Raw genomic sequence first — 26,404 nt, forward strand, 5'->3', positions numbered from 1 at the left:
ATTTGGAGCAGTTTGTAAACAGCTTGAATGAGATTCTGTGGAGCCCGGTGATGATTTATCTTTGTCTCGGTGTCGGGCTGCTTTTTTCGCTTATGACACGCTTTTTGCAAGTCAGGCATTTAAAAGATATGATTACGCTCATGTTTCAAGGAAAAAGCTCCGATGCCGGGGTATCTTCTTTCCAAGCGCTATCCCTTGCGCTTTCCGGCCGTGTAGGAACAGGCAACATCGCTGGAACGGCAACAGCTATTGCTTTTGGCGGACCGGGCGCTGTTTTTTGGATGTGGGCGATTGCCTTTATCGGGGCGGCAAGCGCCTTTGTTGAATCGACGCTCGCACAAATTTATAAAGTGAAGCAGGAAGGTCAATACCGCGGGGGACCTGCTTATTATATTGAAAAAGGAACAGGATGGAAATGGTATGCTGTCTTGTTTGCGTTATCCGCCATTCTGGCGGTTGGTTTATTAATGCCTGGCATTCAATCGAATTCGATTGCAGCAGGCTTAGAAAATGCATTTGGCATGAGCCCGACTGTTACAGGAATTATTTTAGTTATTTTATTGGCTAGCATTATTTTCGGCGGGGTAAAGCGGATTGCGATTGTGGCGCAATATGTTGTTCCTTTTATGGCGCTTGGATATATTCTTTTATCCATTATCATTATTGTGATGAACATTACGGAATTGCCACATGTTTTTGCGCTTATTTTCAAAAGTGCTTTTGGCTTGGATTCTGCATTTGGCGGTATTGTTGGCATGGCGATTTCGTGGGGAGTAAAGCGGGGAATTTACTCGAACGAAGCAGGCCAAGGTACTGGTGCTCATGCCGCCGCAGCTGCTGAAGTGTCTCACCCAGCTAAACAAGGATTAGTGCAGGCATTCTCGATTTATGTGGATACATTGCTCGTTTGTTCGGCAACAGCATTCATGATTTTGTTTACGGGAATGTATAACACTCAGGCGCCGGACGGCTCTTATATTGTGAACAACTTAGGCGATGTCGAGCCCGGACCTTCCTATACACAAGCGGCCATTGAGACCGTTTTACCTGGTTTTGGAGCCGGTTTTGTGGCTGTTGCATTATTTTTCTTTGCGTTCACAACGATTATGGCCTATTACTATATTGCAGAAACGAATATTGCTTATTTAACACGCGGAAGATACAGCAAATGGGCAACGTTTGCTTTAAAAATCGTGATGCTCGGCGCCACATTCTACGGGGCTGTAAAAACAGCCAGCCTTGCATGGGCATTAGGTGATGTCGGTTTAGGGATCATGGTTTGGTTAAATGTGATTGCGATTGTCATTCTTGCTAAACCGGCGCTAAAAGCGTTAAAAGATTACGAGGAACAGAAAAAACAGGGGCTTGATCCGGTATTTGACCCTGTGAAACTCGGTATTAAAAATGCCGACTACTGGGTAAACGAGTTTAAGAAAGATAAAGAACAGGTTTCTTAATGTTTCATAGATTGTTAAGCAGGAGCCGATTAAAGGTTCCTGCTTTTTTATTTAATTTTTTTCCTTAACAAAATTGTCAAACTATAGATAACGTTTTAAGATTAATTTCCATTAAGATGATTGTTAGAACAATCTTGACAGAATTGAGGGGATATGTTGAACAGCAGGGAACAATTGTGGAAGGAAGCGGAAATATTTATCAGGAATTGCTATAACGAGTTAGGCAAAAGTGCTGCAGAGATTGAACGGAGATTGCGAGAAATAAAAAAAGAAATTGCAGCGACCGGTTTTTACAAGCATTCTTACGAAGAATTAGAGCACGGGGCAAGAATGGCCTGGCGCAACAGCAACCGCTGCATCGGCCGGTTATTTTGGCAGACATTGCACGTCTTTGATGCCAGACATTTAGAGACGGAGGAAGAAATTTTCGAAAGTTTACTGCAGCATATTGAGTTTGCCACGAATAAAGGGAAAATACGTCCGGCCATTACGGTGTTTAAACCGGTGGAGAATGGTGTAGAGAACGTGCGGATTTGGAATCATCAGCTCATTCGCTATGCGGGGTATGAAGCGGAGCACGGGGTGATCGGCGACTCTTCTTCGATTTCTTTTACGAAAGCGTGCGAACAGATGGGATGGAAAGGAGAAAGAACGCATTTTGATATTTTGCCTTTAGTGATTCAAGTAAAGGGGAAGGAGCCGAAATGGTTTGAAATTCCGAAAGAGCTGATTTTAGAAGTGCCAATTGAACATCCTCAGTTTTCGTGGTTTCAAGATTTACAGTTAAAATGGTATGCTGTTCCGATTATTTCTGATATGTGTTTAGAAATTGGCGGCATTCGTTATACAGCAGCCCCTTTTAACGGCTGGTATATGGAAACAGAAATTGGGGCGCGAAACTTTGCCGATGATTATCGGTACAATATGCTTCCGAAAATCGCCTCCTGCATGGGATTAGACATGAGTACAAACGCAACGCTTTGGAAAGATAAAGCGTTAATAGAATTAAATATTGCTGTGCTTCACTCTTATAAAAAAGCAGGTGTCAGCATTGTCGATCATCATACGGCAGCACAGCAATTTAAGCTGTTTGAACAAAAAGAGCAGCAGGCTTGCCGTCATGTAACAGGGGACTGGACATGGCTCATACCTCCTGTTTCTCCGGCGACTACTCACATTTTCCATAAAAATTATGACAACATAACGGTTACACCGAATTATTTTTATCAGGAGCGGCCTTATGAAAAAATGAAGTAAATGATTAGAAAAGCGATGCCTAACAGGTGTCGCTTTTTTAAAGGAAACGGCGGCAAACATGCTTTGGAAAATAGAATCGGTCTTATCAAATGATTGAACGAGCTAACGTGAAACCGTTAAAATGAATCTCTCCCACCTACACTTTGCTTAGAGGGGAGACTTCTCGGGGAACATGTTAAATTTTTGTTCATTTACGGAAACGGTTGCTATTTTAACATATATTAATGATATTATAAGGAAGAAAACGGTCAGGCTTATCGCTTTGCTAAGTATATGATATATGGTATAGGAGTGTGACAAACATGAAAAAGCAATGGTGGAAAGAATCGGTCGTTTATCAAATTTATCCGCGCAGCTTTAAAGACTCAAACGGAGACGGAATTGGCGATATTCAAGGAATTATTTCCAAGCTGGATTACTTAAAAGATTTAGGAATAGATGTCATTTGGCTTTCTCCTGTTTATAAATCCCCGAACGATGATAATGGTTATGATATAAGTGATTATCGCGATATTATGGATGAATTTGGAACGATGGCAGATTGGGAAGAACTGCTTGCGGAAATACATAAACGCGGCATGAAGCTCATGATGGACCTTGTTGTGAATCATACGTCTGATGAGCATCCGTGGTTTATTGAATCAAGAAAATCAAAAGATAACCCATATCGCGACTACTACATTTGGCGCCCGGGAAAAGAGGGGAAAGAGCCGAATAACTGGGAGTCATGTTTTAGCGGTTCGGCTTGGGAGTACGATGAGACAACGGGAGAATACTATTTGCATTTATTTAGCAAAAAGCAGCCTGACTTAAACTGGGAAAATCCAAAGGTCCGCCAAGAAGTGTACGATATGATGAAGTTTTGGCTTGATAAAGGAATCGATGGATTCCGGATGGATGTGATTAACTTTATTTCTAAGGTGCCTGGTCTTCCGGACGCTCCTAATCCGGAAGGGAAAAAATATGTGTCAGGAAGCCGATTTTTTATGAATGGTCCGCGCATTCATGAATTTTTGCAGGAAATGAATCGAGAAGTGCTGTCAAAGTATGATGTCATGACGGTAGGAGAGATGCCGGGAGTGACCGTAGAGGAGGCAAAGCTTTATACAGGGGAAGATCGCAACGAAGTAAACATGGTGTTCCAGTTTGAGCACGTTGATCTTGATTCGGGACCGAATGGAAAGTGGGATTTACGTCCGCTGAAGCTGAGAGATTTAAAGGAAAGTTTTACAAAATGGCAAAAAGGTTTAGAAGGCGTTGGCTGGAATAGTCTATATTTAAACAACCATGACCAGCCGCGGATGGTTTCCCGGTTTGGAAATGATCAAGAGTATCGCGTAGAGTCAGCGAAAATGCTGGCAACATTTTTGCATATGCTGCAAGGAACCCCTTACATTTATCAGGGCGAAGAAATTGGGATGACGAACGTTCGCTTTGATTCGATTGATGATTACAAAGATATCGAAACATTAAATATGTATCGCGAAAAAGTCATGGAAAACGATGAAGATCCGCAAAAAGTAATGGAAGCGATTTATGCGAAAGGCCGTGATAATGCGCGTACGCCGTTTCAATGGGATGACAGTGAAAATGCCGGTTTTACGACAGGAACACCGTGGATGAAAGTCAATCCAAATTATAAAGAAATTAACGCCAAGAAGGCCGTTGAAGACCCTAATTCGATTTATCACTACTATCGCAAACTGATTCAATTGCGCAAACAATATCCGATTGTTGTGTATGGCAGTTATGACATCATCTTGCCGGAGCATGAACAAATTTATGCGTACACAAGAACCCATAAAAATGAAAAATTGCTTGTGATTTTAAACTTCTCCGCTGATCAGCCGATATTTGAGCTGCCGAAAGAGATTACATTTACAACGAAAGAGCTGTTAATCAGCAATTATGATGTGAATGGAGAAGAAGCAATCGAAATATTTACGCTAAAGCCGTATGAAGCGAGAGTATATTTGTTAAAATAGCCTCGGAAAATCCCCTGACGATTCGCGAAAAAATGGCGGATCAGCAGGGGGTTTTTACTTTTTGTAGACAGCATCATATTTCGTTTTTCAGGTCCATATATTGAAATAAAAAACTAGGAGAAGATAACAATGCAATTTTATTATGGTGAGCAAATGCCGTTAAGAATGTTGGATGAAGCGGAGTTTTGGAAACATCAAGAAGAAGAACATACGGTGGTGATTCGCGAGCTTGTCGCCGGTTTGGAAGAACCGTTCGTCGAAGCGTTGAAAAAATGGGAAGAGGTTCTTTCTGCGACACATCAACAAGTCGTTCGTTATATTGAATCGCTCATTCGGTCCTCTTATTATATTCCCGCTCAGCTGTATCAACAAGTTTTGCAACTTATATCCTACTGCTTGCAACAAAGTTTAGATTTTATCAAGCTATGCCAACAAATAAAAACAGAAAGCGAGGCAGTAAGTAAAAATCCAACTGCCAAGGTCGTATTAAATCATATCATCCGTGAGTCGGAATATTTTGTCGGGATTGCCCAAACATTGTTGTATCGTACACAGCATACATCATGTTGAGGAAATGGATACACTCTTTGAGCGCTGAAGCAGGAGGATTCTCGATATAATAAAAGGAGGCTGATCCAAAAAAGTGTCAGACCCCACAATACAAGTAATGAACGATATATTGTGAAATACGCGTGAGGTCAGACACTTATGACCAGCCCATTTTGCTTCGGTTATTTTATGTTTGTTGTGATATATTTGTTTTCTAATTCTTTTTTTGTCAGAGGGCGGCTGAAGTAATATCCTTGGGCAAATTCGCAGCCGAGCATTTGTAAATAAGAAGCCTGTTCTTCTGTTTCGACTCCTTCACAAATCACTTCGATTCCTAGCCTTTTTGACAATAAAATGATGCTATCAAGAATCGCAATGTCCCGTTCTTTTTTCGGAATTTCTTTTACAAATGAGCGGTCAACTTTAATTTTGTCAATAGGGAAATCTTTGAAATATACTAACGAAGAATAACCTGAACCGAAATCGTCCAAAGCGATGCGAACGCCGATTTCCCTTAATTTCTCCAGCACTTTACTTACTTCTTCGATGCTTTTAGCCAATGCTGTTTCTGTTAACTCTAGTTCAAGGTCATGTAAATCACAATGATTTTTTTCAAAAATAGAGATGAGCTTGTTAATAAACGTTTTATTTTCAAGGTTTAATGGCGAGATATTCACAGCCATTCGAATATGGAGTCCTTTTTCTTTCCAATCTTTAAGCTGTCTAGCCGCTTCTTGCAAAACCCATTCGGTTATTTCATCAATCATATTTAACCGTTCGCAAATAGGAATAAACTCTATCGGCGATACAGCTCCTAAAGTTGGATGAGTATAGCGCAGCAACGCTTCGACGCCAATTAGTTGTCCTGTTGCCAGTTCGATTTGCGGCTGATAGACTAAATGGAATGCGTTTTGCTCCAGCGCTTGTTTTAAATGGTTTTCCAGCAAGATTAACCGTTGCATATGTTCTGTTAACGTTTTTTCATAAAAATAAAACTTGTTTCTCCCTTCGGTTTTTGCTTGATATAGTGCCTGGTCGCCATGAGAAAGAAGCTCTTCGACCGTTTGACCATCTTCCGGATAAAAGGCAATTCCAATCGAAGAAGTCAAGATAAATTCATGATTTTTAATATTCCATGGAATTTGCATGCTTTGAATAATTTGCTGCGCCACTCTCGCTGCTTCTTCTTTTGATTGGACACGGGATAAAAGAACAGCGAATTCATCGCCGCCCCAACGGCCGATGATGTCGGATTTTGATAAGCATGTTTTTAATCGTGCGGCAAAGTTTCGCAAAAGTTCGTCGCCGACATCATGTCCGAACGCATCATTCACCCATTTAAAGCGGTCACAGTCTAAATACATTAAGGCAAAGCGGGTATTATTTTGTTTCGCTTGTTCAATTTGCTTGACTAACTGTTCTTGGAAAAATCTTCGGTTCGCTACTCCTGTCAGCGCATCATAAAATGCCATTTGTTCTAGTTTTTCTTCATATGCTTTCCGCTCGGAAATATCCCGTCCTACAAAAATATAATGGAGGAATTGGCCGTTTTCATCAAATATCGATGAAGTATGCGATTCGATCCAAACATAATTTCCTTGTTTCGTCCTGACTCGATATTCCAATGAATCATGTTCTTTCTTTTTATAACGCAGTCTTTTTTGAACGAAGGGAACATCGTCAGGATGGAGAATGGCAAATAACGATTTCCCTTCCAGTTCTTCCGGTTCATATCCTAAAATCGTTTTATGGGATGGAGATGCATATTTAATGACTCCAGCTTCGTCTATAATACGAATTAAATCTGATGAATGTTCGGTGATTAAACGGAATTTTTGTTCGCTCTCCTGCAGTGCCTGTTCCGCTTTTACCTTTTCACCGATATCCTTTGACGTCACTAATACATGCTTTAGGTTTCCCTTTTCGTCCAAAAGAGGAACGGCATGTGATTCAGTAATAATGTAGTCATCGTTACGATGCCGGTAACGAAAGCGTACAGTTACCGCTTTCTTTGTTTTTGTTAATTCGTTAAACAAATTCGTGATTCGGTCAAAATCATTTGGATGAATGAGTTCAAAAGCTGATTTCCCTTGCAGAACGTGGCTCGGATATCCCAATATTTTTTCAAAAGAAGGAGAGACGTATTCGAAAACACCTTCAACGTTTAATAAACTGACTAAATCGCTCATATTCTCGGTAACGAGCTTATATTTTTCCCTGTTTTCCTGCAAGGTTTTCGCAAATTGTTTTTGCTCGCTAATATCTCTCGTAATCGCAACGAATCCTTCAATGCCGCCTTTGTCATTTTTTAGCGGCGATATTGAGAAGCTCACATCGATGAGCCTCCCATCTTTTCGCTGCAGTTTCGTTTCTACATTCGTAATATGCTCGCCATTTAAAAGTTTTCTTTCAAGAATATTACTCATTTCTCTCCATGAAGAAGGGATAATCGGAAGTTTTTTTCCGATTAGTTCCTCTTTCGTCCAGCCAAACATCGCTTCAAATGCCGGGTTTACATATTGGATCACACTGTTTAAGTCAGTAATGTTAATCGCGTCGGCCGTGCTTTGAAAAAATGACTGAAGTTTTTCATGTGTCCGGCGCAAGTCCTCAGCTATCGTATATGTTTCGGTTATATCTTGAATAACTAAATAAATTTCTTCTATTTTATCATCGATATAAATCGGGATATGTTTAATTTTAAGAACTTTTGTTTGGCCGTCTTTATGGATCGCTTTAACGATTCCTTCGTTTCCTATGCCTTTAAGAGCGTCTTGAAAGTTTTTCCATGCGATTTCTCGGTCTTCTTCTTTTATATACGATAAAAAATTTTTTTCGCTTAAATCAGAAATGTTATATCCAAGAATTGTTTCAAACTTGCCATTACAGTCTATAAAATTTCCTGCTGCATCAAAGGAAATAATACAGTCAGGATTATTAAAGAAAAGAGATTGATACTTCGCTTCTTGAATCTTCAGCTGTCTTGTGCGTTCGCTTTCTTCAATAAATGAGCGAATAAGAATCAGTCCTAGAAAGAAGACGGTGCTCCCCGCAACGAAGGCGAGAATTTCTTTTTGGCTGATTCCAATGCCGCCATGATAAAAAGCAGGACGCTGCACAAAGTTTGTTGCCATCATCGCTGTATAATGGATCCCTGATGTGGCCAATCCGATGATGACAGCGGCTATTAATTTTATTGTATTGGTGAACTTATGTTTTGTTTGCACGTATTGAAATACATACATCGAAAGAATCGCTAAAAGAATACTAATTCCAATCGATGCAGCGAGCCAAGAAGTTTTATAAGTAACAATGAAATGGCTTTCCATCGCTTTCATGCCCGTATAATGCATAACAACAACGCTAATCCCTAGTAATAAGCCGCTTACAATGTAACGATATGGCAAGTTTTTCTGCAAACACATATAAGAATAGGCGAGAATGCTGCCGATAACAGCAGAGATGAACGAAAAAAGCGTTAGAAACCAATCATATGAATGAATGCTGCTGTTTAGTTTCATAGAAAGCATGCCGGTAAAATGCATGGACCAAACTCCAAGTCCCATGCAAAAGGCGCTGATGATTAACGTGTTCCATTTTCGCTGTTGCTCATGTAACCTAGCTGCTAATTGCAGCGAGGTATATGAACCTAACATAGAAATCACAATGGATAAAATAACAACAGCTGGTTCAAAATGGAGTTGAAACACTTCTATGATAACACCACCTAATAAGTAAGGATATATGGATCAATAAATAACAAATCTATTATATGTCTCTGGAACGAAAAGAAACAATGATTTTGTCATCAAATGTCCGATAATTGTCACGAAATGTCGAAAAATAAGTAATATTTTATTATATTTAAAACTCGTCATACAAGCTTGATTATGAAAATAATGAAGAGATTGATAAGGAAAAGTGATTTTGTATGCAATAAAAAACAAAATTATATTATAATAATGTAAGATAGGAGTAGTTCTGGGGGATGAACTCCTTAATATCGTTGTGCCGGCTTTTATCATCATTGCAAGCACGCTCGGATTAGTTTATATTGTCCAAAGAGAAAAACGGTATTGCCTAACACAGGTCACCCGCCATTAGTCGATAACCTTGAAGGGCTGTTCAATTTCTTTGTTCATAGAGGATGCTGCCAAGCTAACAAGTTTACTTGCGGAAGAGAAAAATTCAAACAGCATTATAATTGGGAGACCGATTCGTAGATGATAGGTCTTCTTTTTATTTTTTTAAATTAACGTAGACGGTATTTTGGAAGCTTAATTCACATTTGAAATCACACAATAAAAAATAAAAAAGTTGCTAAAAGTCGTGCTAAAATGATGGCTAGAGGTAGTCTTGTTTTGTTGTATGATATATAAAAAGATTTCATAATTTTTTAAATTGTTGCAGAAAAAATAATGTGAGAAGCAAAAATCGACTTGGTTGGGAGTGTTTATAATGAGTCAGCTTATTCATGGAAAGCCATTAACAGAGTGGCTGCATATGTATCCGCTTTTAGAAAAAATGATGTCGACGGAGGAAGTGTTTTGGCTGAATCCAAACTATACGAGATGGACCAACATGGCGAAGGAATTACCTTTTGATGAAGGGGATGTGCGTGAAGCGGAACAGAGATGGAAACGTTTTGCCCCGTTTATCGCAACGGTTTTTCCGGAAACAAAACATTCAGAAGGAATCATTGAGTCGCCGCTTATAGAAATTGAAAACATGAAGAAAGAATTGGCTTCCATGTTTCAACTACCTATCCAAGGAAAACTCTTGTTAAAATGTGACAGCCATCTGCCCATCGCCGGTTCAATTAAAGCAAGAGGCGGAATTTATGAAGTTCTGAAACATGCCGAAGAGCTTGCGCTGGAGCATGGATTACTGTCACTGGAAGACGATTACTCCATTCTTGCCAGCGATAAGTTTCGCGCATTTTTTTCGCAATATTCGATTACAGTCGGGTCTACCGGAAATCTTGGATTAAGTATTGGCATGATTAGCGCTAAACTCGGTTTTCGTGTCAACGTACATATGTCGGCAGATGCAAAACAATGGAAAAAGGAGCTGCTAAGAAGCAACGGAGTGAATGTGATTGAGCATCATTCCGATTACAGCTATGCGGTAGAAATGGGACGGAAAGAAGCAGAAAAAGACCCGAATAACTATTTTATTGACGATGAAAACTCTCCGCATTTATTTATGGGGTACGCGGTTGCTGCTTTTCGTTTAAAGAAGCAATTGGAAGAAAAAAAGATTGTTGTTGATAAAGATCATCCGTTATTTGTCTATCTCCCATGTGGCGTCGGAGGTGCGCCCGGCGGCATTACGTTTGGACTTAAATTATTATTTCAAGATGATGTCCACTGCTTTTTTGCTGAACCGACTCATTCTCCTTGCATGTTATTAGGAATGATGACACAGCTGCATGACAAAGTTTCCGTTCATGATTTCGGGATTGATAACAAAACGGAAGCAGACGGTCTTGCGGTTGGGCGGCCATCTAAATTTGTGGGAAAAACAATGGAAAAACTAGTGAGCGGCATTTATACAATGAATGATGATAGATTATTTATGTTATTAAAACGGATGAAAGATGTAGAAGGAATCGCTTTAGAGCCGTCGGCACTTGCAGGTGTTTATGGACCTGTGCAGCTGCTCGCTGAAGGGAAGACGTATATGGAGCAGCATGAACTTCCGGTGAAAAATGCCACCCATATATGCTGGGCCACGGGTGGGAGCCTTGTGCCTAAAGAGGAAATGGAGGCATATTATCAAAAAGCAGTAAACTTTTAAAAAATATTGAAAAATAAAGAGGAATTTGTAGGTATTACATATATTTCTACGATTCATTTAAACGATGTATCGTTGCTGATAAGGCTAAGTTAAGATAAGATAAGAAATATATTGACGCAAATGTTTATAGGAGAAGGGGAATAAAAATGGAATTAGGCTTTGCTTTTTCTTCTGGGGCACTCATTGCGCTGTTAAAAATTATTGCGATTGATATTATTTTATCCGGAGATAATGCGGTTGTCATTGCGATGGCGACAAGACGGCTGCCAAAGCACCAGCAAAATAAAGCGATATTTTGGGGCACGGCAGGTGCGGTCATCTTACGGATTTTATTTGCGGCTATTATCGTGTTTTTATTGAAAATTCCGTTTGTCAATCTCATTGGCGGCTTGTTGCTGTTATGGATTGCCTATAAAGTTCTTGTTGAAAACGAGGAAGAGGCGAATATTCAGTCGCACGACCGGCTTTTTAAAGCGATTTGGACGATCATTTTAGCCGATGCAGTCATGAGCCTAGACAATGTGGTAGCTGTTGCCGGTGCATCGGACGGGCATATTGGGATGATTGCTTTTGGGGTGGCGGTAAGTATTCCAATTATGATTTTTGGTTCCAAGGCCATTGTGAGAATGATGGAGAAGTATGCATGGATTGCCTATGTCGGTTCTGCCATTCTTGCTTGGACAGCCGGGGAAATGATGATGAAAGACAAGCATCTCATGAACTTTTTGCATATCTCTCACGGCCCGGTGATGTACGCCGTCATTGCTGGCTTGACGATTCTCGTATTAGCTGCCGGATATATAAAAAATAAAAAAATGGAAACAGAGAACAAAAAACAAATCATAGTTTAGACTTTATAGCAATGCTCCATCGTAAGAAAGGATGGGGCTTTTTCTATTGGAGAGGAAGTAAAGTTAACAGTAAGATATATTTATTAGGGGGGAAAAGAGTGGAAGTACAAAACATATTAGTCACAGGGCGGATCTATCAAGAAATGGCGCACATTTTATTAAAAGAAAAAATAGATAAAGACTTTCGTTTTTTACCGGAAAGTGAGGTTTCTCGTGAAGATTTGCTATGGGCGGATGTCTATGTCGGCTTTCGGCCAACCGAAAATTTTCAATTTGGCAATATAAAGTGGGTGCATTCATTAGGAGCAGGTGTGGACAGCTTTTTGTTTAATAGAGAGTGGAAAGAAGATGTTCTGCTTACCCGGACGGTTTGTTCGTTTGGCCAAAAGATTAGTGAGTATTGTTTAAGCTATATATTGCGTGATTTACAATGTCACGATGTGTACGCATGGTATCAGTCAAAAAGACAATGGAAGCAGGTGACTCCAAAGTCCATCCAGGCGCAAAACATTGTGATATACGGAACAGGGACAATTGGACAAGAGGTGGCAAAAAACTTGGTTTCGCTTGGCGTAAAGCCAATTGGTGTTTCACGAAGTGGAACAGCAAAGCCGTATTTTTCGCAAGTGGTTTCTGTATCTCGGGCAGCTGATGTGCTGGTGAAAGCGGATTGGGTCATTAATACTCTCCCGTTGACAAAAGAAACATATATGCTTTTTAATGATGAGTTTTTTTGCTGTCTGCAAAATGCAGGATTTATTAACGTTGGAAGAGGAGCGACAGTCGATGATGAAGCGTTGTTGAGATCCTTAGAAAAACGGCACGTTCGCCTTGCTGTATTAGATGTATTTGCGAAAGAACCTTTAGCCATCGACTCGCCATTATGGCAGCATCCTAACGTCATCATCACTCCGCATATATCGGCATTAACGTCGCCTGAGGAAGCGGTACAATGTTTTTTAACGACTCTTAAAAATATCGAAGAAAATAAACCAATCGTTAATAAAGTCGATGTGTTAAAAGGATATTAAAGCAGCTAGAAAAAACGAGAGGCTGCCTCAAAAGTCAAGGGTCAGACCCCACACCAGACTCATAATATTGCATAAATGAACGATATATTGTGAAACGCACGTGAGGTCAGACTATTATGAGACAGCCGCTGTTTTATTGCTTAACGGTCTTTTACAATAATGTACGTTGCTTTGATCGGTCCGTGTACACCAACAACTAAGTTCATTTCAATATCTGCCGAGTTGCTTGGTCCTGTAATAAAGTTGATGCAGGACGGGATTGGCTCCCCTTTTTCAATTCGTTCATGGATAAACACAGCTGCCTGTGTCATGCGCGGAACAAAGGTGCTTTTCGGAACAATCGCCACATAGGTTTGCGGCAAAAAACTGACCGTGCGTCCTTTGCCGCTGCTGCTGAAGAGGACAACGGTGCCGGATTCAGCAAGTGTTATATCGCTAAACGTAATGCCGACATTCGCTTTTTCGGCAAATTCGATGTTTTTTTGCCCGATGGCAGCATTCCATACATGGACATCTATCTTTTCACTTGGCCATTCCTCCTGCAAAAGCGGGGATAATCCATATTCGACAAAACGCGGATCATCCCAAGTAACGACAGGACCGCCGCCGTAGCCCGCAACGACTTGCTTTAATGCTGCCGCGAGCTGGTCTGCTGTCGTTTCGACTACATCTGTATGAATGCGGGAACATTGTGATTTGAATGCTTCTATTAAATCATCCTGGCTGAATCCTTTAAATACAGACCATTGCGGCTGATGCTTCCAATGAGGACGTGTCACACCTGTTGTGCGCTGATTACGTCCCAGTTTTTTGGCGATTGTTTGCAAAAATTTGTCGCGATGATGAATGGTACCCGTCGTCATGATTGATGATCTCCTTTCTGGCGATTGTGAAACCAATCACGAAATCTCTCTTTTCCCGGCGCTGGGAATTCACGAATCTCCGTCCACGCTTTTAACGGGCCGGGACCATTTGAAATGCGATTATTCACTGTAAATGGATTCATCGCACTTGGTGCCAATTTTGAGCCTAATTTGTAAAGGGCTGACGAAGCAGCGCCTAAACCGAATGCTTTCATCGCCAACTTTTCGGAAATCGGTGCTTTTCCTTCCCGCTCTACAATCACTTGGCGATGTTTATGCAGCAATTCATGAAGCGGAATTTTTACAGGGCATGCTTCCGTACAGGCTGCGCATAATGTGGATGCATATGGCAGTTCCTTATAATCATCATATCCTCCCAGCAATGGAGAAAGAACCGCGCCGATTGGTCCGGAATAAATCGAACCGTACGAATGCCCGCCAATATGGCGATATACCGGGCAAACGTTGACGCACGCAGCACAGCGAATACATTGCAATACAGACTGGAATTCCGTACCGAGAATGTTTGACCGTCCATTGTCGACAATAACTAGATGAAACTCCTCGGGGCCGTCCACATCTCCTTGATCGCGCGGACCCGTAAGCACAGTAATATAGCTTGTTAATTTTTGTCCAACAGCACTGCGAGTTAATAAACTAACAAGAACTTCCATTTCTTCAAATGTCGGAACGATGCGCTCCATTCCCATGACGGTAATTTGTGTTTTTGGTAGAGCTGTGACTAAATCAGCGTTTCCTTCATTTGTTACAAGAGTAATAGAGCCGGATTCAGCGATGGCAAAATTGCATCCGGTAATGCCGACATCTGCTGTTAAATAGGCTTGCCGCAATGTATGGCGTGCGTGCAAGGCTAATTCTTCCGGATTTTCCGTCTTTTTGTAATTTAGTTTTGCTTTAAAAACGTCGCGAATTTGCTCCTTATTTTTATGAAGTGCCGGAGCAACAATATGTGATGGCGGATCATGATCATCAATTTGTAAAATGTATTCGCCAAGGTCGGTTTCGATTACTTCGCATCCAGCTGCTTCTAAAACAGGATTTAAATTAATCTCTTCCGTCACCATCGATTTCGATTTGACAATTTTTTTGGCGTTCTTTTTGACGACGACATCACGAATGTATTCGTTTGCTTCCTCCGCTGTTTGTGCAAAGAAAACATGCCCGCCGCGTTTGGCGACATTTTCGCTTAATTGCCATAAATAATAATCAAGATTCTCTAATGTATGTTTGCGAATTTCTTCGCCTAATGCCCGCCATTCTTCCCAATTTCCAAGCTCTTCAGCTGCTTCTAAACGTCTTGTTCTCAGGCGTTCTTGAGCGCCGGCTACTGCGCCGCGCATAAATGAATTATGAATCCCTTTGTCTACACGCTCTTTAAACTCACCTGTGCCGATTTTCATTGGCATTGACAGTCACCCCTTTCTTCCATTAACGGCTGTTTAATACTTCAGCGATATGCATGACTTTAATTGGTTTTCCTTGGCGTTCAATCCGTCCGCCGATGTTCATTAAACAGCCGCAGTCTGCACCGATTAAATAATCCGCATTGACTTCTTCAATATGATGAATCTTTTCGTCGACCATTTGTTCGGAAATCGGTCCCATTTTGACGGAGAATGTACCGCCGAAACCACAGCAGTTGTGCGAGTTTGGCAGCGGAACAAACTCTAAGCCGTCAACATTTTTTAATAGTTTCATAGGCGCATCTTTTACTCCGAGCAAACGAGTCATATGACATGATGTATGATAAGTGGCCCGCCCTTTTAATTTCGCTCCGACATTTTCGATTTTTAACACATCGACGATAAATTGTGTCAATTCATATGTTTTGTCTGCTAATGCTTTTGCCCGCGGTTCCCATTCCGGATCCCCTTTAAAAATATGCGGATACTCTTTAAACATTGTTGCACAAGAACCGGAAGGGGTGACGATATATTCCGCGTGTTCAAACGTACGAATCATATGTTTCATTGCTTCTTTTGCTTCTTTTACGTAGCCGCTGTTGTAAGCTGGCTGACCGCAGCACGTTTGTGCTTCTGGAAATTCAATTTCACACCCTAACCGTTCAAGCAATTCTACTGTTGCTTTTCCAACGTTCGTATGAAATAAATCGACTAAACATGTAACAAATAACGTGACTTTCATTGAGAATTCCCCTCTCTACGGAAGAAAACGTTTTCTTTTTCACTTTACCGATAAATAACTAATCAGTCAACAGGTCATCAGATGACTCGTGTAATATTATACTAAATTTTTTGGAACTTTAATAAAATTTTGTATAAAAAAGCAGCTGACCTAAAAGCTAAAGTTTCAGCCAAACATTTGTAAAATGTATGTGAGGTCAGATGCTTATAGGTCAGCTTCCTTTGCGTTTTATTGAATATATTTTGCTAATACTTTTTCAACGTTTCCTAAGTGTTCACGCATTCGCTCTTGCGCCAGAACGGCGTTTTGCTCTTTAATCGCTTCGAAAATTCGAATATGATCTTCAAGCAGCTGCTCGCTTGTCGCTTGTTTGGAAAATAGCCAGATTCTCCGTGTTTCCCGCATCGTTTCAACCATCATTCCTGATACATTGTTCATTAAACTAACTAAAATTGGATTTTGCGATGCGGCAGCAACAGCCATATGAAATAGAAGATCCGCTTTTTCTCCAAGTTCTTCGTCTCCAAGTCCTTCCCGCATTTGGTCGAGGGCGTGTTCCATCGATTGTAAATCTTTTTCCGTTCTTTTCCGGGCGGCAATCCCAGCGGCTCCTACTTCCAGCAATTTGCGAACTTCCAATAAATAAGCGATGTGTTCTTTATTCATAAGTACAGCAAGCGAAATTGGAAGGGAAAGCATTGTCGGATCAAATTCGCGGACGTATGTGCCTTCACCTTGTTTCATTTCGATTAGTCCCATTGCTCTAAGAGCGCTTAATGCTTCACGAATGGCTGCACGTCCGACGTTAAAATTTTCTGAAAGCTGTTGTACAGAGTCTAATTTATCACCAGGTTTTAGTACGCCAGTTTTAATCATTTCAAAAATGGCTTCTGCCACTTCTTCATATATTTTTTTAGGCTTAATTTGTTTATATTCCAATGTGTTCACCTCTATAGGAAAAACTCAAACAATTTAATCATACTTAATTATACATAGAACGGAACGCCATGAAAATGTTTCATAACGGCTGTGTGTTTCTGTGAATAATACAAAATGTTCAAAAAATTTCATTTTTAGTATTGTTTTTTTCTCAAATCAATCATATAATTTGAGGCATCAAGGTCATTTTATCATTAGGTCATCAGATGACCTTATCATATTCACGGGGTGAATCATTTTGCGCATGAATGAAAACGGTTTCTTAAGGGAGGGGGATTCAGTTACGTTTTCATTAGAGGATTTCTGTATTTTTCAATTTTAGAGTGATGGGAGGGGCTCACACAATGACGTGGACACAAAATTTTACACCTGTTGGGGATAATCTTGCCTTATCTGCTTTAGTAGCACTTATTCCGATTTTATATTTCTTCTGGGCGCTGGCAATCAAGCGAATGCAAGGATATATGGCCGGACTTACGACATTGCTTGTTGCGCTGGCCGTCGTTGTAGCCGTTTATAAAATGCCGGTTGGAATGGCAGTCATGTCGGTAAGTCAAGGTGCTGTTTACGGGATATTGCCAATCGGCTGGATTATTATTACATCTGTATTTTTATATAAGTTAACGGTGAAAACCGGACAATTTGATATTATCCGCAACTCGGTCTTATCGATTACCGAAGACCGGCGTTTACAGGCATTATTGGTAGCGTTCTCATTTGGCGCTTTCTTGGAGGGGGCAGCTGGATTTGGAGCTCCTGTAGCCATTTCAGCAGCTTTACTTGTTGGATTAGGTTTTAATCCTTTATATGCAGCAGGAATTTGTTTAATTGCGAATACGGCTCCGGTGGCATTCGGTGCGATCGGTATTCCGATTACTGCGATGGAAGGACCGACAGGAGTTCCGGCGATGGAAATCTCAAAAATGGTCGGCCGCCAATTACCGTTTTTATCTATATTCATTCCGTTTTATCTAGTTGTTATTATGGCTGGATTTAAAAAGGCGATGGAAGTATTGCCGGCTATTTTAGTATCAGGTATTTCCTTTGCATTAACGCAATATTTGAGCTCAAACTTTTTAGGTCCTGAGTTGCCTGATATTTTATCAGCACTCGTTTCATTGGCTGCATTGGCAATTTTCTTGAAGTTTTGGAAACCTAAATCTATTTTCCGTTTTCAGTCTGAAGCCTATTCCGAAGTAGCGGCGGCTGCTTCAGCAAAGCAAGCTGCGCATACAAAAGGCGAAGTGTTTAAAGCATGGTCACCATTCTTAGTATTAACGGCATTTATTTCGATTTGGGGGATTCCGGCAATTAAAGCAGCTTTGACGGGGCATTATGAGGGAACAAACGGTTTATTAAAATTAATCAATGTACTTGGCCATCAATTGACGTTTATGCCTGAAGTACCTGGATTAAACAATAAAATTATGAATGCAAGCGGACAACCTATCGCAGCTGTCTATAAACTGGAATTATTAGGTGCTGCGGGTACAGCGATTTTGCTGGCAGCCGTCGTGACAAAATTTATTGTAAAAATTTCTTGGAAAGATTGGATGGCAACATTTGCTGAAACCTTAAAAGAATTAAAGTTTCCAATCATCACGATTGGAGCGGTAGTCGGATTCGCCTATGTAACAAATGCTTCAGGGATGAGTACGACACTTGGAATGGCATTGGCAAAAACAGGCGTGTTATTCCCGTTCTTCTCACCATTCCTTGGTTGGTTAGGAGTATTTATCACAGGGTCAGATACATCTTCTAACCTGTTATTTGGTAATCTTCAAAAAGTTACGGCAACATCAGTCGGAATGGATCCGGTACTGGCACTTGCTGCGAACTCGTCTGGCGGAGTAACTGGGAAAATGATCTCGCCGCAATCGATTGCCGTTGCCTGCGCTGCTGTAGGTTTAGCAGGAAAAGAATCAGATTTGTTCCGCTTTACAATTAAACATAGTATTTTCCTAATCTTTTTGATTGGTATTCTCACATTCCTGCAATCTAACGTTTTATCATGGATGATTCCATAAATAGTTGAGAAAGGGACCGTCATGATAAGGCTGTCTCATTAAGGGTCTGACCTCACGCGCGTTTCACAATATAGTATTGTGTTGTGGGGTCTGACCCTGGACTTTTTGGACAGCCTCTTAGTGATTTAGTCCCTTTTCCTCTTTACAAAAATAGAACTATACTATGATAACAAGTGACAGAAAGGATGAGAACGGTTGATTTCGAATGAAGCAAAGCAAAAACTTATCAGCATTGTTGGGATAGAAAACTATGATGACTCGAAAGCGGGAAGACTTGTTTACTCATACGATGCAACACCGCAGTTTCAGTCGCTTCCTGATGCGGTCATTGCACCGAGAAATACAAAAGAAGTTTCAGAGATTGTAAAAATTTGCAATGAATACCGTATTCCAATTGTGCCAAGGGGTTCAGGCACAAATCTTTGTGCGGGCACATGTCCGACGGAAGGCGGCATCGTGCTTATTTTCAAACATATGAACAAAATTTTAGAAATTGATGAGGAAAATTTAACAGTGACCGTTCAGCCGGGTGTTGTTACGCTCGATTTAATTAAGGCGGTAGAAGCAAAGGGACTTTTTTATCCGCCTGATCCGAGCTCGATGAAAATTTCCACGATTGGCGGAAACATTAATGAAAACTCTGGCGGTTTGCGCGGATTAAAATATGGTGTGACCCGCGATTATGTCATGGCGTTGGAAGTTGTTTTAGCAAACGGAGATGTGATTCGTACAGGCGGAAAATTAGCAAAGGACGTTGCCGGCTATGACTTAACCCGTTTATTTGTCGGTTCTGAAGGTACGCTTGGAATTATTACAGAAGCAACGTTAAAACTGATTCCGATGCCGGAGACGAAAAAAACAATGCTTGCTCTTTATCAAGATTTAGAAGCAGCCGCGCGCTCTGTTTCTAAAATTATTGCCAACAAAATTATTCCGACGACGCTTGAATTTCTTGACCAGCCGACGCTTGAAGTGGTTGAAGCCTATGCACAAATCGGCCTGCCGACAGACGTAAAAGCTGTTCTTCTTATTGAGCAGGACGGGCCGAGTGAAGTAGTGGAACGCGATATGAAGAAAATGGCGGAGATTTGTAAGGAGGAACAAGCAGTCTCAGTGCAAGTGGCTCAATCCGAAGCTGAAGCAGACGCATTGCGCACAGCGAGACGTTCGGCACTTTCGGCATTAGCACGTTTGAAACCAACAACGATTTTAGAGGATGCGACAGTACCGCGTTCAGAGATTGCGAAAATGGTGAAAGTGATTAACGAGATTGCCGAAAAGTATAATGTGAAAATTTGCACTTTCGGTCATGCCGGTGATGGAAATCTTCACCCGACTTGTCCGACTGATGCCCGCGACCGTGAGGAAATTGAACGCGTCGAAAAAGCGTTTGAGGAAATTTTTGCGAAGGCAATTGAACTTGGCGGTACGATTACGGGTGAACATGGAGTTGGAGTGATGAAAGCTCCTTATTTGGAATGGAAGCTTGGCCGTGAAGGAATTGCAGCGATGAAAGCAATTAAAAATGCGCTTGATCCGAATAATATTATGAATCCTGGAAAAGTATTTGCAAAAAGTACGAGAAAACGAGTGGTGATAACAAGATGACAACAACAAAAGAGCGGAATGTAATACAGCAGCAATTTAAAGAACGAATGAATGAAGATGAGCTAATGAACTGCATGCGCTGCGGCTTTTGCCTCCCGACGTGTCCGACATATATCGAATCTGGTTTTCAAGAGGCGCATTCGCCGCGGGGGCGCATTGCTTTAATGAAGGCAGTGGTTGATGGTCTCATTGAACCGGACGAAGATGTAGAGCGGACGCTGAATATGTGTTTAGGATGCCGCGCCTGTGAGCCTGTCTGTCCGTCTGGAGTTAACTACGGACATTTACTTGAAGAGGCGCGCGACATTATTCAGAAAAACAAAAAACATTCATTGCCTGTTCGCCTTCTTCGCAAGGCAGTATTTGAAGAGCTGTTTCCACATCCCCATCGAATGCGCACAATAACAGGACTTATCAGCTTTTATCAACGTTCCGGCTTGCAGCGAGTTGTCCGTAATACCGGGTTGTTAAATTTATTGCCTGCTCAATTGAAAGAAATGGAAAAGATATTGCCAAAAGTCCCGACTTTGAAGGAAATGAAGCATCGTCCAAATCATTTGCCGGCACAGGGAAAAACAAAGCGTCGTGTTGCTTTTTTTTCCGGCTGTTTAATGGATACGATGTTTATGGAAACGAATGATGCTACGATGAAATTACTGCAGCTGGCAGGATGCGAAATCGTGATTCCTCCTCAGCAAACATGCTGTGGGGCACTGCATGGTCATAGCGGGGAAAAAAATCAGGCAAAAGAGTTAGCCAAACGCAACATTGAAGCATTTGAAGGATTAAATGTCGATTATATTATTACGAATGCTGGAGGTTGCGGCGCTTTCTTAATTGAGTATGATCATTTATTAAAAGATGATCCGGATTGGGCTGCGCGCGCTAAAGCATTTACGGAAAAAATAAAAGATATTTCTGCGATTTTAGTGGAGCTAGACTTCCATAAAAAAGGGTTGAAGCTCCCGTCCCAAGTCGTGACATATCAGGATTCGTGCCATTTACGCAATGTGATGAAGACAGCATCAGCTCCGAGAATTTTGCTGCAATCGATTGAAGGCATCGAATTTCGTGAAATGAAGGAGGCGGACCGCTGCTGCGGTTCAGCGGGAATTTATAACATTGTCGAGCCGGAGATGTCAATGCAAATTCTCGACTATAAAATGGAGCAGGTAAAGGAAACAAAAGCAACGACCATTGTTACTGCAAACCCGGGCTGTTTGCTGCAAATGAAGCTTGGCATTGAAAGGGAAGGGTTATCTGATCGCGTTCGTGCTGTTCATATCGTTGAACTCCTTCTTGAAGCAGCTGACGCCAGTGGCTTCACAGCCGATCAACAATAGTCAACGATTGAGCATATTAGAAAATTTTTTATTTTGTCCAATAAAAACAAGGGCTGACCCAAAAAAAGCAAAGTGTCAGACTCACAACCATGCATATATGGTACATAACGTTAGATAAGGACGCCTAAAGTCAGACATTTTGGGGTCAGCCCTGTTTTTTACGAGTTTCTTCGTTTTACAGGGCTATTTTCATGAGCTTATGAATAACGCTTAATGAACGCCCTGTACCGATCGCAACCGATTCCAGCGGGTTTGGTGCGAGATGGACCGGAACGAACACTTCTTTGCTTAGCCACTCTTGCATCCCGTTTAGAAGAGCGCCTCCGCCAGTGAGAATAATGCCGCGCTCAATGATGTCACCGCTTAATTCTGCTGGACAATCTTCTAAAGCTGCGCGCACTGAGCCAAGAATTTGCTGAAGTGATTCCGCTATCGCTTCTTGTATTTCTGTTGAGGTTAATGTGATCGCTTTTAGAAAACCCGTGACTAAATCGCGGCCATGAACATCCATTGTTCTTTCTTCATGCTTGATCGGTGCATAACCGATTTCGATTTTGACTTGTTCGGCCGTGAGCTCACCGATGAGTAAGTTATATTTTTTACGCACATATTGGATAATATCTTCATCAAGCTGGTCGCCGCCAATGCGAATCGAATGACATGCTACCACGCCGCCGAGTGAAATAATCGCTGTTTCCGTTTTGCCTCCGCCAATATTAACAATCACGTTTGCCACCGGCTCATCGACAGGCAAATCAGCGCCGATCGCAGCAGCCACTGGTTCTTCGATCAAATAGACGTTCTTAGCGCCACAGCTTTTTACTGCTTCATGAATCGAGCGGCGTTCTACGGAAGTAGAATGATACGGCGTACTTATAACTACATTAGGTTTTTTAAGGGAAAAACCTGATTTTTTACTTGCCAATTTTATTATTTGCTTCAACATATCCGTTGTTTTGTCAAAATCAGCAATGACTCCATGTTTTAATGGACGAATTGTCTCGACTTTTCCCGGCGTTTTTCCAATCATCATTTTTGCCTCGGAGCCCACGGCTAATACATCATTTGTCTCCGTATGAATCGCCACAACAGATGGCTCATTCACAATGATTCCTTTGTTTTTACTGTATACTAAAACGTTCATCGTTCCTAAATCAATTCCAATTTCCGGATTCGTGAACATCATTTTTTCACCAACCTTATTTTAGTTTAAACCTCCTCATATCTCTTCTTCATTTAATTAGTGATTTATGGGGGTGGATCTTATGGAATTTACTAGATCAGGCGGCTCATTGTTATGATAAAATAGGTGAAAGGTGACTGTACCATTAGGGGTGAAGCAGATTGAAAGCACATTTAACATATGATGACATCGTGAAAATATGCAAACAAATTAACGAGAGGTATCTTCCTGATGATGAGCCGTTTGTGGAAAAAGTGGACGAGCTATTAGAGCAATACGATGAAAAAACACCTTTGCAATTTATACTTAAAGCTTTTCGAGAGCTTTTAAAACTCGTTGATTCAGAAATTGATAAAATCGAACAAAATGTGAACATTCGTCCGACATGTGCAAAAGGCTGTGCTTGCTGCTGTTACTTTCCGATTATTACCACAAAGCTGGAAGCGAAATTGATTAAAGCATATATTGATGGTTTACCAGCAAAAGAACGTGAACATATTATTAACCATTTGCGTGCGTACTTTCAGCAAAATCAAACGATATTATCAAAGGTATGTGCGCTTGATTTTACGAATGATCCCCATTTTAAAGAGAAGTATATTGCTGAACAAGTGCCATGCCCGTTTCTTGATTTACGGACTAACACGTGTAAAGTGTATGAAGTGCGTCCGATTCCTTGCCGTACGTATTTAAATTATGGCAATCCGCGTGCCTGCGCTGATTCTTACATTCCAGACGAACCGTTCAGCTATGAATTTTTCTATGAGTATTACATGCAGGCGCTCAATGAGCTGATTCAAGAGCTTCTTTACAACGGTGAAGAATTGGACTTCGATTATCCCGATGACGTGTTTACACTCGATTATTTGCCTGTTCTTTTGCAGCAAGAAATGCAGAAAAATGGAGCACATTGCAATAAATTCATTGATTAAAAACGGAAACAATGATTTGTAAAATGAAAGGCTGACCATAATTGTCCGCCCCACATACATTTCATAATCTTTTATCGACGGCAGTGTCTTTTACGTTGTGTTGCAGGGTCTGACCCTGGGGTTTTTGGGACAGCCTCAGGGTCATTGAATTACAAGCGTTTTGCGCCAATAAATTTCTTTTTCCAATATGAATTGCTCATTTTATCAATTTTTACGCCCTTTGATGATGTGGCATGGATAAATTGATTGTTTCCAATATAAATGGCAACGTGAGAAGCACCTTTTTTATAGGTACTAAAGAAGAGCAAATCGCCAATACGCAAGTTCGATTTATATACCTTTTTACCTTTTTGATACATTTGTGCAGCTGTGCGTGGAAGAGTTTTGCCGATTTTTTTATGCGTATAGTAAACGAAACCGGAGCAATCAAATCCTTTTGGTGTTGTGCCACCCCACTTGTAAGGAGTACCGATAAGCCTTTTTGCTTCTGTAATTAATCGGGAAACAGAAGCAGCTTCAGTTTTAGTAGGGATCACTATGCTAAAATTGACGATTAGCGCTAATGATAGCAACGTCATGAGCATTGTTTTTTTCATTGGTATAACCTCCGCATAGTTTCCTGTTTGCCGACAGGTTAAGTATAACAAAAAGATTGTCGAAATTTTGTTACAGTTGAATTAAATAGTGTTACAAAAGGTTTACAAAATTTAAAGATTATAATCTGGTAATCAAACGAGATCATGTTTCCGGTTTGGGAGAAAAGGGTAAGGGATGATCTGATTAATGAGAGATAAGATGGTTGTTGTAAAATAACAAAGTAAAGACTGTTTTTCTTTTCGTTCATTGAAAGAAAAATTTTTTTCGGGATTTTGTATAAAAATTGATGATTACGGACAGGATGGTAACGTAGAAATTTCCAAGTATTCCCCCAATCCCCTATGAATATATATCAAACCCTCCGAAACTTAGGAGGGTATTTTTTTGCAAATAAAAAGCTTTCTACATTTTGAGTATGACCAACAGAATGGATAGAGAGTGTGTTTTTTTAATTCTTTTTAAATTTGGTTCGCATTAATAAATTTTAGTTTCCAATAAACGCTGTTGAAATGAGCGGTTTTAACTCCTTTACCTTTAGATGTAGCGTGAATCATTAAATGATTGCCAATATAAATGGACATGTGTGATGTACCTTTTTTGTATGTGTTAAAAAATCTTGCAAATAATACTGCAAACATATAAAAGCGCAGCGAATAATGATGGAGCGATGCAAAAAAGGTTGCACTCCCGTCTCTATTTGTTTATTGTAAAAAAAACAAGACATAGAGAGGGCGGATGAAGATGGATATCATTTGGCGGATTGCCGAAGATAAAATTCGCGAGTCGATTAAAAATGGAGAATTTGCAAATTTACCTGGGTTTGGCAAGCCGATGGAATTAGAGGATTTGTCGCATATTCCGGAAGATCTTCGCATTGGCTATTTAATGTTGAAAAACGCCGGCTATGTATCTGAAGAAGCAGACTTGAAGAAAGAGCTGATGAGTATTGAGGATTTAATACGCTGCTGTGAGGATGAAGATGAGAGAGAAAAGCTAAAGAAAAAGTGGAACGAGAAATTGCTTCGTCTTAATATGTTAATGAAGAAAAGAAACTCAAGCAATTCTGTTGCTTTAAGGGAGTATCAAGAGAGAATTAACGACAAATTTAGGTGAAAAGCAAATTTGCATCTGTTAGAAAAAAGCATTATTTATAACTTCGATGCAGAAGTAAAAAGGAGAAGAACATGAAAAAAAATTATTATCCCATTATGCTTGACTTAACGGGAAAGCATGTCGTTGTCATTGGCGGTGGAAAAGTGGCAGAACGAAAAGTAAAGGGACTAAAGGAAACGAATGCCAAAATCACTGTCGTTGCGCCAATGGTAACCCCTTCTCTTGAACAGATGGCCAAACAAAAAGAGATTCAATGGATAAAAAAACAATTTTCGCTTAACGATGTGAAGGACGCTTTTTTAATTGTTGCGGCAACCGACAAACGTGAAATAAACAAAATGGTATTGAAAGCAGCTAAACCGCATCAGCTTGTCAATGTTGCGGATGACCCGGAAAAATCCAATTTTCATGTCCCATCTGTTTTCCGGCGCGGGAAATTGCACATCGCTGTCTCCACAAGCGGAGCAAGTCCCATTTTAACGAAAAAAATATGTAGCGAAATAGCTAACATGTACGATGAACAATATGAGCAATATATCGACTTTCTTTATGAATGCCGGCAGCACATTTTACAAAATGTCAGCGATCATGAGAAAAAACAACAGCTGCTTCAGGCGATAACGGATGAATCGTTTCGGAAGAGAGGAAATTGGGAAGAAGAATTTTCGAAGTTATTAAAGCGAGTTTTAGGAGAGTTATAAAAT

General features: G+C 40.7%; 21 protein-coding genes. 13 read left to right on the plus strand and 8 right to left on the minus strand.

The genetic code is table 11. The features are described 5' to 3' along the window. The first annotated feature begins 2 nt into the window (after window positions 1–2). The 4 genes from B0I26_RS09930 (at window position 3) to B0I26_RS09945 (ending at window position 5,269) form a co-directional block, all read left to right on the plus strand. Window positions 3–1,457 carry an alanine/glycine:cation symporter family protein gene (locus B0I26_RS09930; RefSeq protein WP_111645293.1) on the plus strand — a complete coding sequence of 485 codons (1,455 nt, stop codon included), beginning with the start codon at window positions 3–5 and terminating at the stop codon, window positions 1,455–1,457. Window positions 1,458–1,610: 153 nt separating this feature from the next. Further along, window positions 1,611–2,714, plus strand: a complete 1,104-nt coding sequence (locus B0I26_RS09935) for a nitric oxide synthase oxygenase (RefSeq protein WP_111645294.1) — start codon at window positions 1,611–1,613, stop codon at window positions 2,712–2,714. Between the two features lie 302 nt (window positions 2,715–3,016). Then, the gene (locus tag B0I26_RS09940; RefSeq protein WP_111645295.1) at window positions 3,017–4,699 is read left to right on the plus strand and encodes a glycoside hydrolase family 13 protein; all 1,683 of its coding nucleotides are present in this window, start codon (window positions 3,017–3,019) and stop codon (window positions 4,697–4,699) included. A gap of 129 nt (window positions 4,700–4,828) precedes the next feature. Further along, a complete protein-coding gene (locus B0I26_RS09945) occupies window positions 4,829–5,269 on the plus strand; it encodes a DUF2935 domain-containing protein (RefSeq protein WP_111645296.1) in 441 nt (146 codons plus the stop codon). A gap of 161 nt (window positions 5,270–5,430) precedes the next feature. Here the strand turns inward: B0I26_RS09945 and B0I26_RS09950 are convergent, their stop codons facing one another. After that, a complete protein-coding gene (locus tag B0I26_RS09950) occupies window positions 5,431–8,958 on the minus strand; it encodes a PAS domain S-box protein (protein WP_111645297.1) in 3,528 nt (1,175 codons plus the stop codon). A 748-nt stretch (window positions 8,959–9,706) separates the two neighbouring features. Here B0I26_RS09950 and B0I26_RS09955 point away from each other — a divergent pair. The 3 genes from B0I26_RS09955 (at window position 9,707) to B0I26_RS09965 (ending at window position 12,929) form a co-directional block, all read left to right on the plus strand. Then, window positions 9,707–11,047 carry a D-serine ammonia-lyase gene (locus tag B0I26_RS09955; RefSeq protein ID WP_146612806.1) on the plus strand — a complete coding sequence of 447 codons (1,341 nt, stop codon included), beginning with the start codon at window positions 9,707–9,709 and terminating at the stop codon, window positions 11,045–11,047. Between the two features lie 146 nt (window positions 11,048–11,193). Beyond that, window positions 11,194–11,898, plus strand: a complete 705-nt coding sequence (locus B0I26_RS09960) for a TerC family protein (protein ID WP_111645298.1) — start codon at window positions 11,194–11,196, stop codon at window positions 11,896–11,898. 98 nt (window positions 11,899–11,996) lie between these two features. Beyond that, the gene (locus tag B0I26_RS09965) at window positions 11,997–12,929 is read left to right on the plus strand and encodes a D-2-hydroxyacid dehydrogenase (RefSeq protein ID WP_111645299.1); all 933 of its coding nucleotides are present in this window, start codon (window positions 11,997–11,999) and stop codon (window positions 12,927–12,929) included. A gap of 140 nt (window positions 12,930–13,069) precedes the next feature. On the opposite strand, the gene B0I26_RS09970 is transcribed toward B0I26_RS09965, so the two are convergent. From B0I26_RS09970 to B0I26_RS09985, 4 genes are all read right to left on the minus strand, one after another. Beyond that, on the minus strand, window positions 13,070–13,792 hold the full coding sequence (locus B0I26_RS09970) for a LutC/YkgG family protein (RefSeq protein WP_111645300.1): 723 nt from the start codon (window positions 13,790–13,792) through the stop codon (window positions 13,070–13,072). Further along, a complete protein-coding gene (locus tag B0I26_RS09975; protein ID WP_111645301.1) occupies window positions 13,789–15,219 on the minus strand; it encodes a LutB/LldF family L-lactate oxidation iron-sulfur protein in 1,431 nt (476 codons plus the stop codon). Before B0I26_RS09975 ends, B0I26_RS09970 begins: the two co-directional genes overlap by 4 nt. Window positions 15,220–15,241: 22 nt before the next feature. Further along, the gene (locus tag B0I26_RS09980; RefSeq protein WP_111645302.1) at window positions 15,242–15,958 is read right to left on the minus strand and encodes a (Fe-S)-binding protein; all 717 of its coding nucleotides are present in this window, start codon (window positions 15,956–15,958) and stop codon (window positions 15,242–15,244) included. A 228-nt stretch (window positions 15,959–16,186) separates the two neighbouring features. After that, complete coding sequence (locus B0I26_RS09985; protein ID WP_111645303.1) at window positions 16,187–16,897, minus strand: FadR/GntR family transcriptional regulator; 711 nt, start codon at window positions 16,895–16,897, stop codon at window positions 16,187–16,189. 344 nt (window positions 16,898–17,241) lie between these two features. Between B0I26_RS09985 and B0I26_RS09990 the strand changes: the two genes are divergently transcribed. From B0I26_RS09990 to B0I26_RS10000, 3 genes are all read left to right on the plus strand, one after another. Next, window positions 17,242–18,924, plus strand: a complete 1,683-nt coding sequence (locus tag B0I26_RS09990) for an L-lactate permease (protein WP_111645304.1) — start codon at window positions 17,242–17,244, stop codon at window positions 18,922–18,924. A gap of 195 nt (window positions 18,925–19,119) precedes the next feature. Further along, on the plus strand, window positions 19,120–20,532 hold the full coding sequence (gene glcD / locus B0I26_RS09995) for a glycolate oxidase subunit GlcD (protein ID WP_111645305.1): 1,413 nt from the start codon (window positions 19,120–19,122) through the stop codon (window positions 20,530–20,532). Continuing rightward, window positions 20,529–21,875 (plus strand): (Fe-S)-binding protein, encoded by a 1,347-nt coding sequence (locus B0I26_RS10000; RefSeq protein WP_111645306.1) that lies wholly within the window; start codon window positions 20,529–20,531, stop codon window positions 21,873–21,875. Before glcD ends, B0I26_RS10000 begins: the two co-directional genes overlap by 4 nt. Window positions 21,876–22,050: 175 nt before the next feature. On the opposite strand, the gene mreBH is transcribed toward B0I26_RS10000, so the two are convergent. Further along, window positions 22,051–23,058 (minus strand): rod-share determining protein MreBH, encoded by a 1,008-nt coding sequence (mreBH, locus tag B0I26_RS10005; protein ID WP_111645360.1) that lies wholly within the window; start codon window positions 23,056–23,058, stop codon window positions 22,051–22,053. Between the two features lie 161 nt (window positions 23,059–23,219). Between mreBH and B0I26_RS10010 the strand changes: the two genes are divergently transcribed. Next, on the plus strand, window positions 23,220–23,990 hold the full coding sequence (locus B0I26_RS10010; protein WP_111645307.1) for a YkgJ family cysteine cluster protein: 771 nt from the start codon (window positions 23,220–23,222) through the stop codon (window positions 23,988–23,990). A gap of 149 nt (window positions 23,991–24,139) precedes the next feature. Here the strand turns inward: B0I26_RS10010 and B0I26_RS10015 are convergent, their stop codons facing one another. Together B0I26_RS10015 and B0I26_RS18980 are read right to left on the minus strand one after the other, a co-directional pair. Beyond that, entirely contained in the window at window positions 24,140–24,586 is a 447-nt protein-coding gene (locus B0I26_RS10015) for a C40 family peptidase (protein ID WP_111645308.1), read from the minus strand. A gap of 459 nt (window positions 24,587–25,045) precedes the next feature. Next, window positions 25,046–25,225: an NlpC/P60 family protein gene (locus tag B0I26_RS18980; protein ID WP_111645309.1), complete on the minus strand. Its 180-nt coding sequence runs from the start codon at window positions 25,223–25,225 to the stop codon at window positions 25,046–25,048. A gap of 103 nt (window positions 25,226–25,328) precedes the next feature. Here B0I26_RS18980 and B0I26_RS10025 point away from each other — a divergent pair, with 103 nt between their 5' ends. Together B0I26_RS10025 and B0I26_RS10030 are read left to right on the plus strand one after the other, a co-directional pair. Next, window positions 25,329–25,700, plus strand: coding sequence for a DnaJ family domain-containing protein (locus B0I26_RS10025; RefSeq protein ID WP_111645310.1), 372 nt, complete (start codon window positions 25,329–25,331; stop codon window positions 25,698–25,700). A gap of 71 nt (window positions 25,701–25,771) precedes the next feature. Further along, window positions 25,772–26,401: an NAD(P)-binding protein gene (locus B0I26_RS10030; RefSeq protein WP_111645311.1), complete on the plus strand. Its 630-nt coding sequence runs from the start codon at window positions 25,772–25,774 to the stop codon at window positions 26,399–26,401. Window positions 26,402–26,404 lie beyond the last annotated feature (3 nt).

This window comes from Paranoxybacillus vitaminiphilus (assembly GCF_003259935.1).
GTDB classification, from domain to species: Bacteria; Bacillota; Bacilli; order Bacillales; family Anoxybacillaceae; genus Paranoxybacillus; species Paranoxybacillus vitaminiphilus.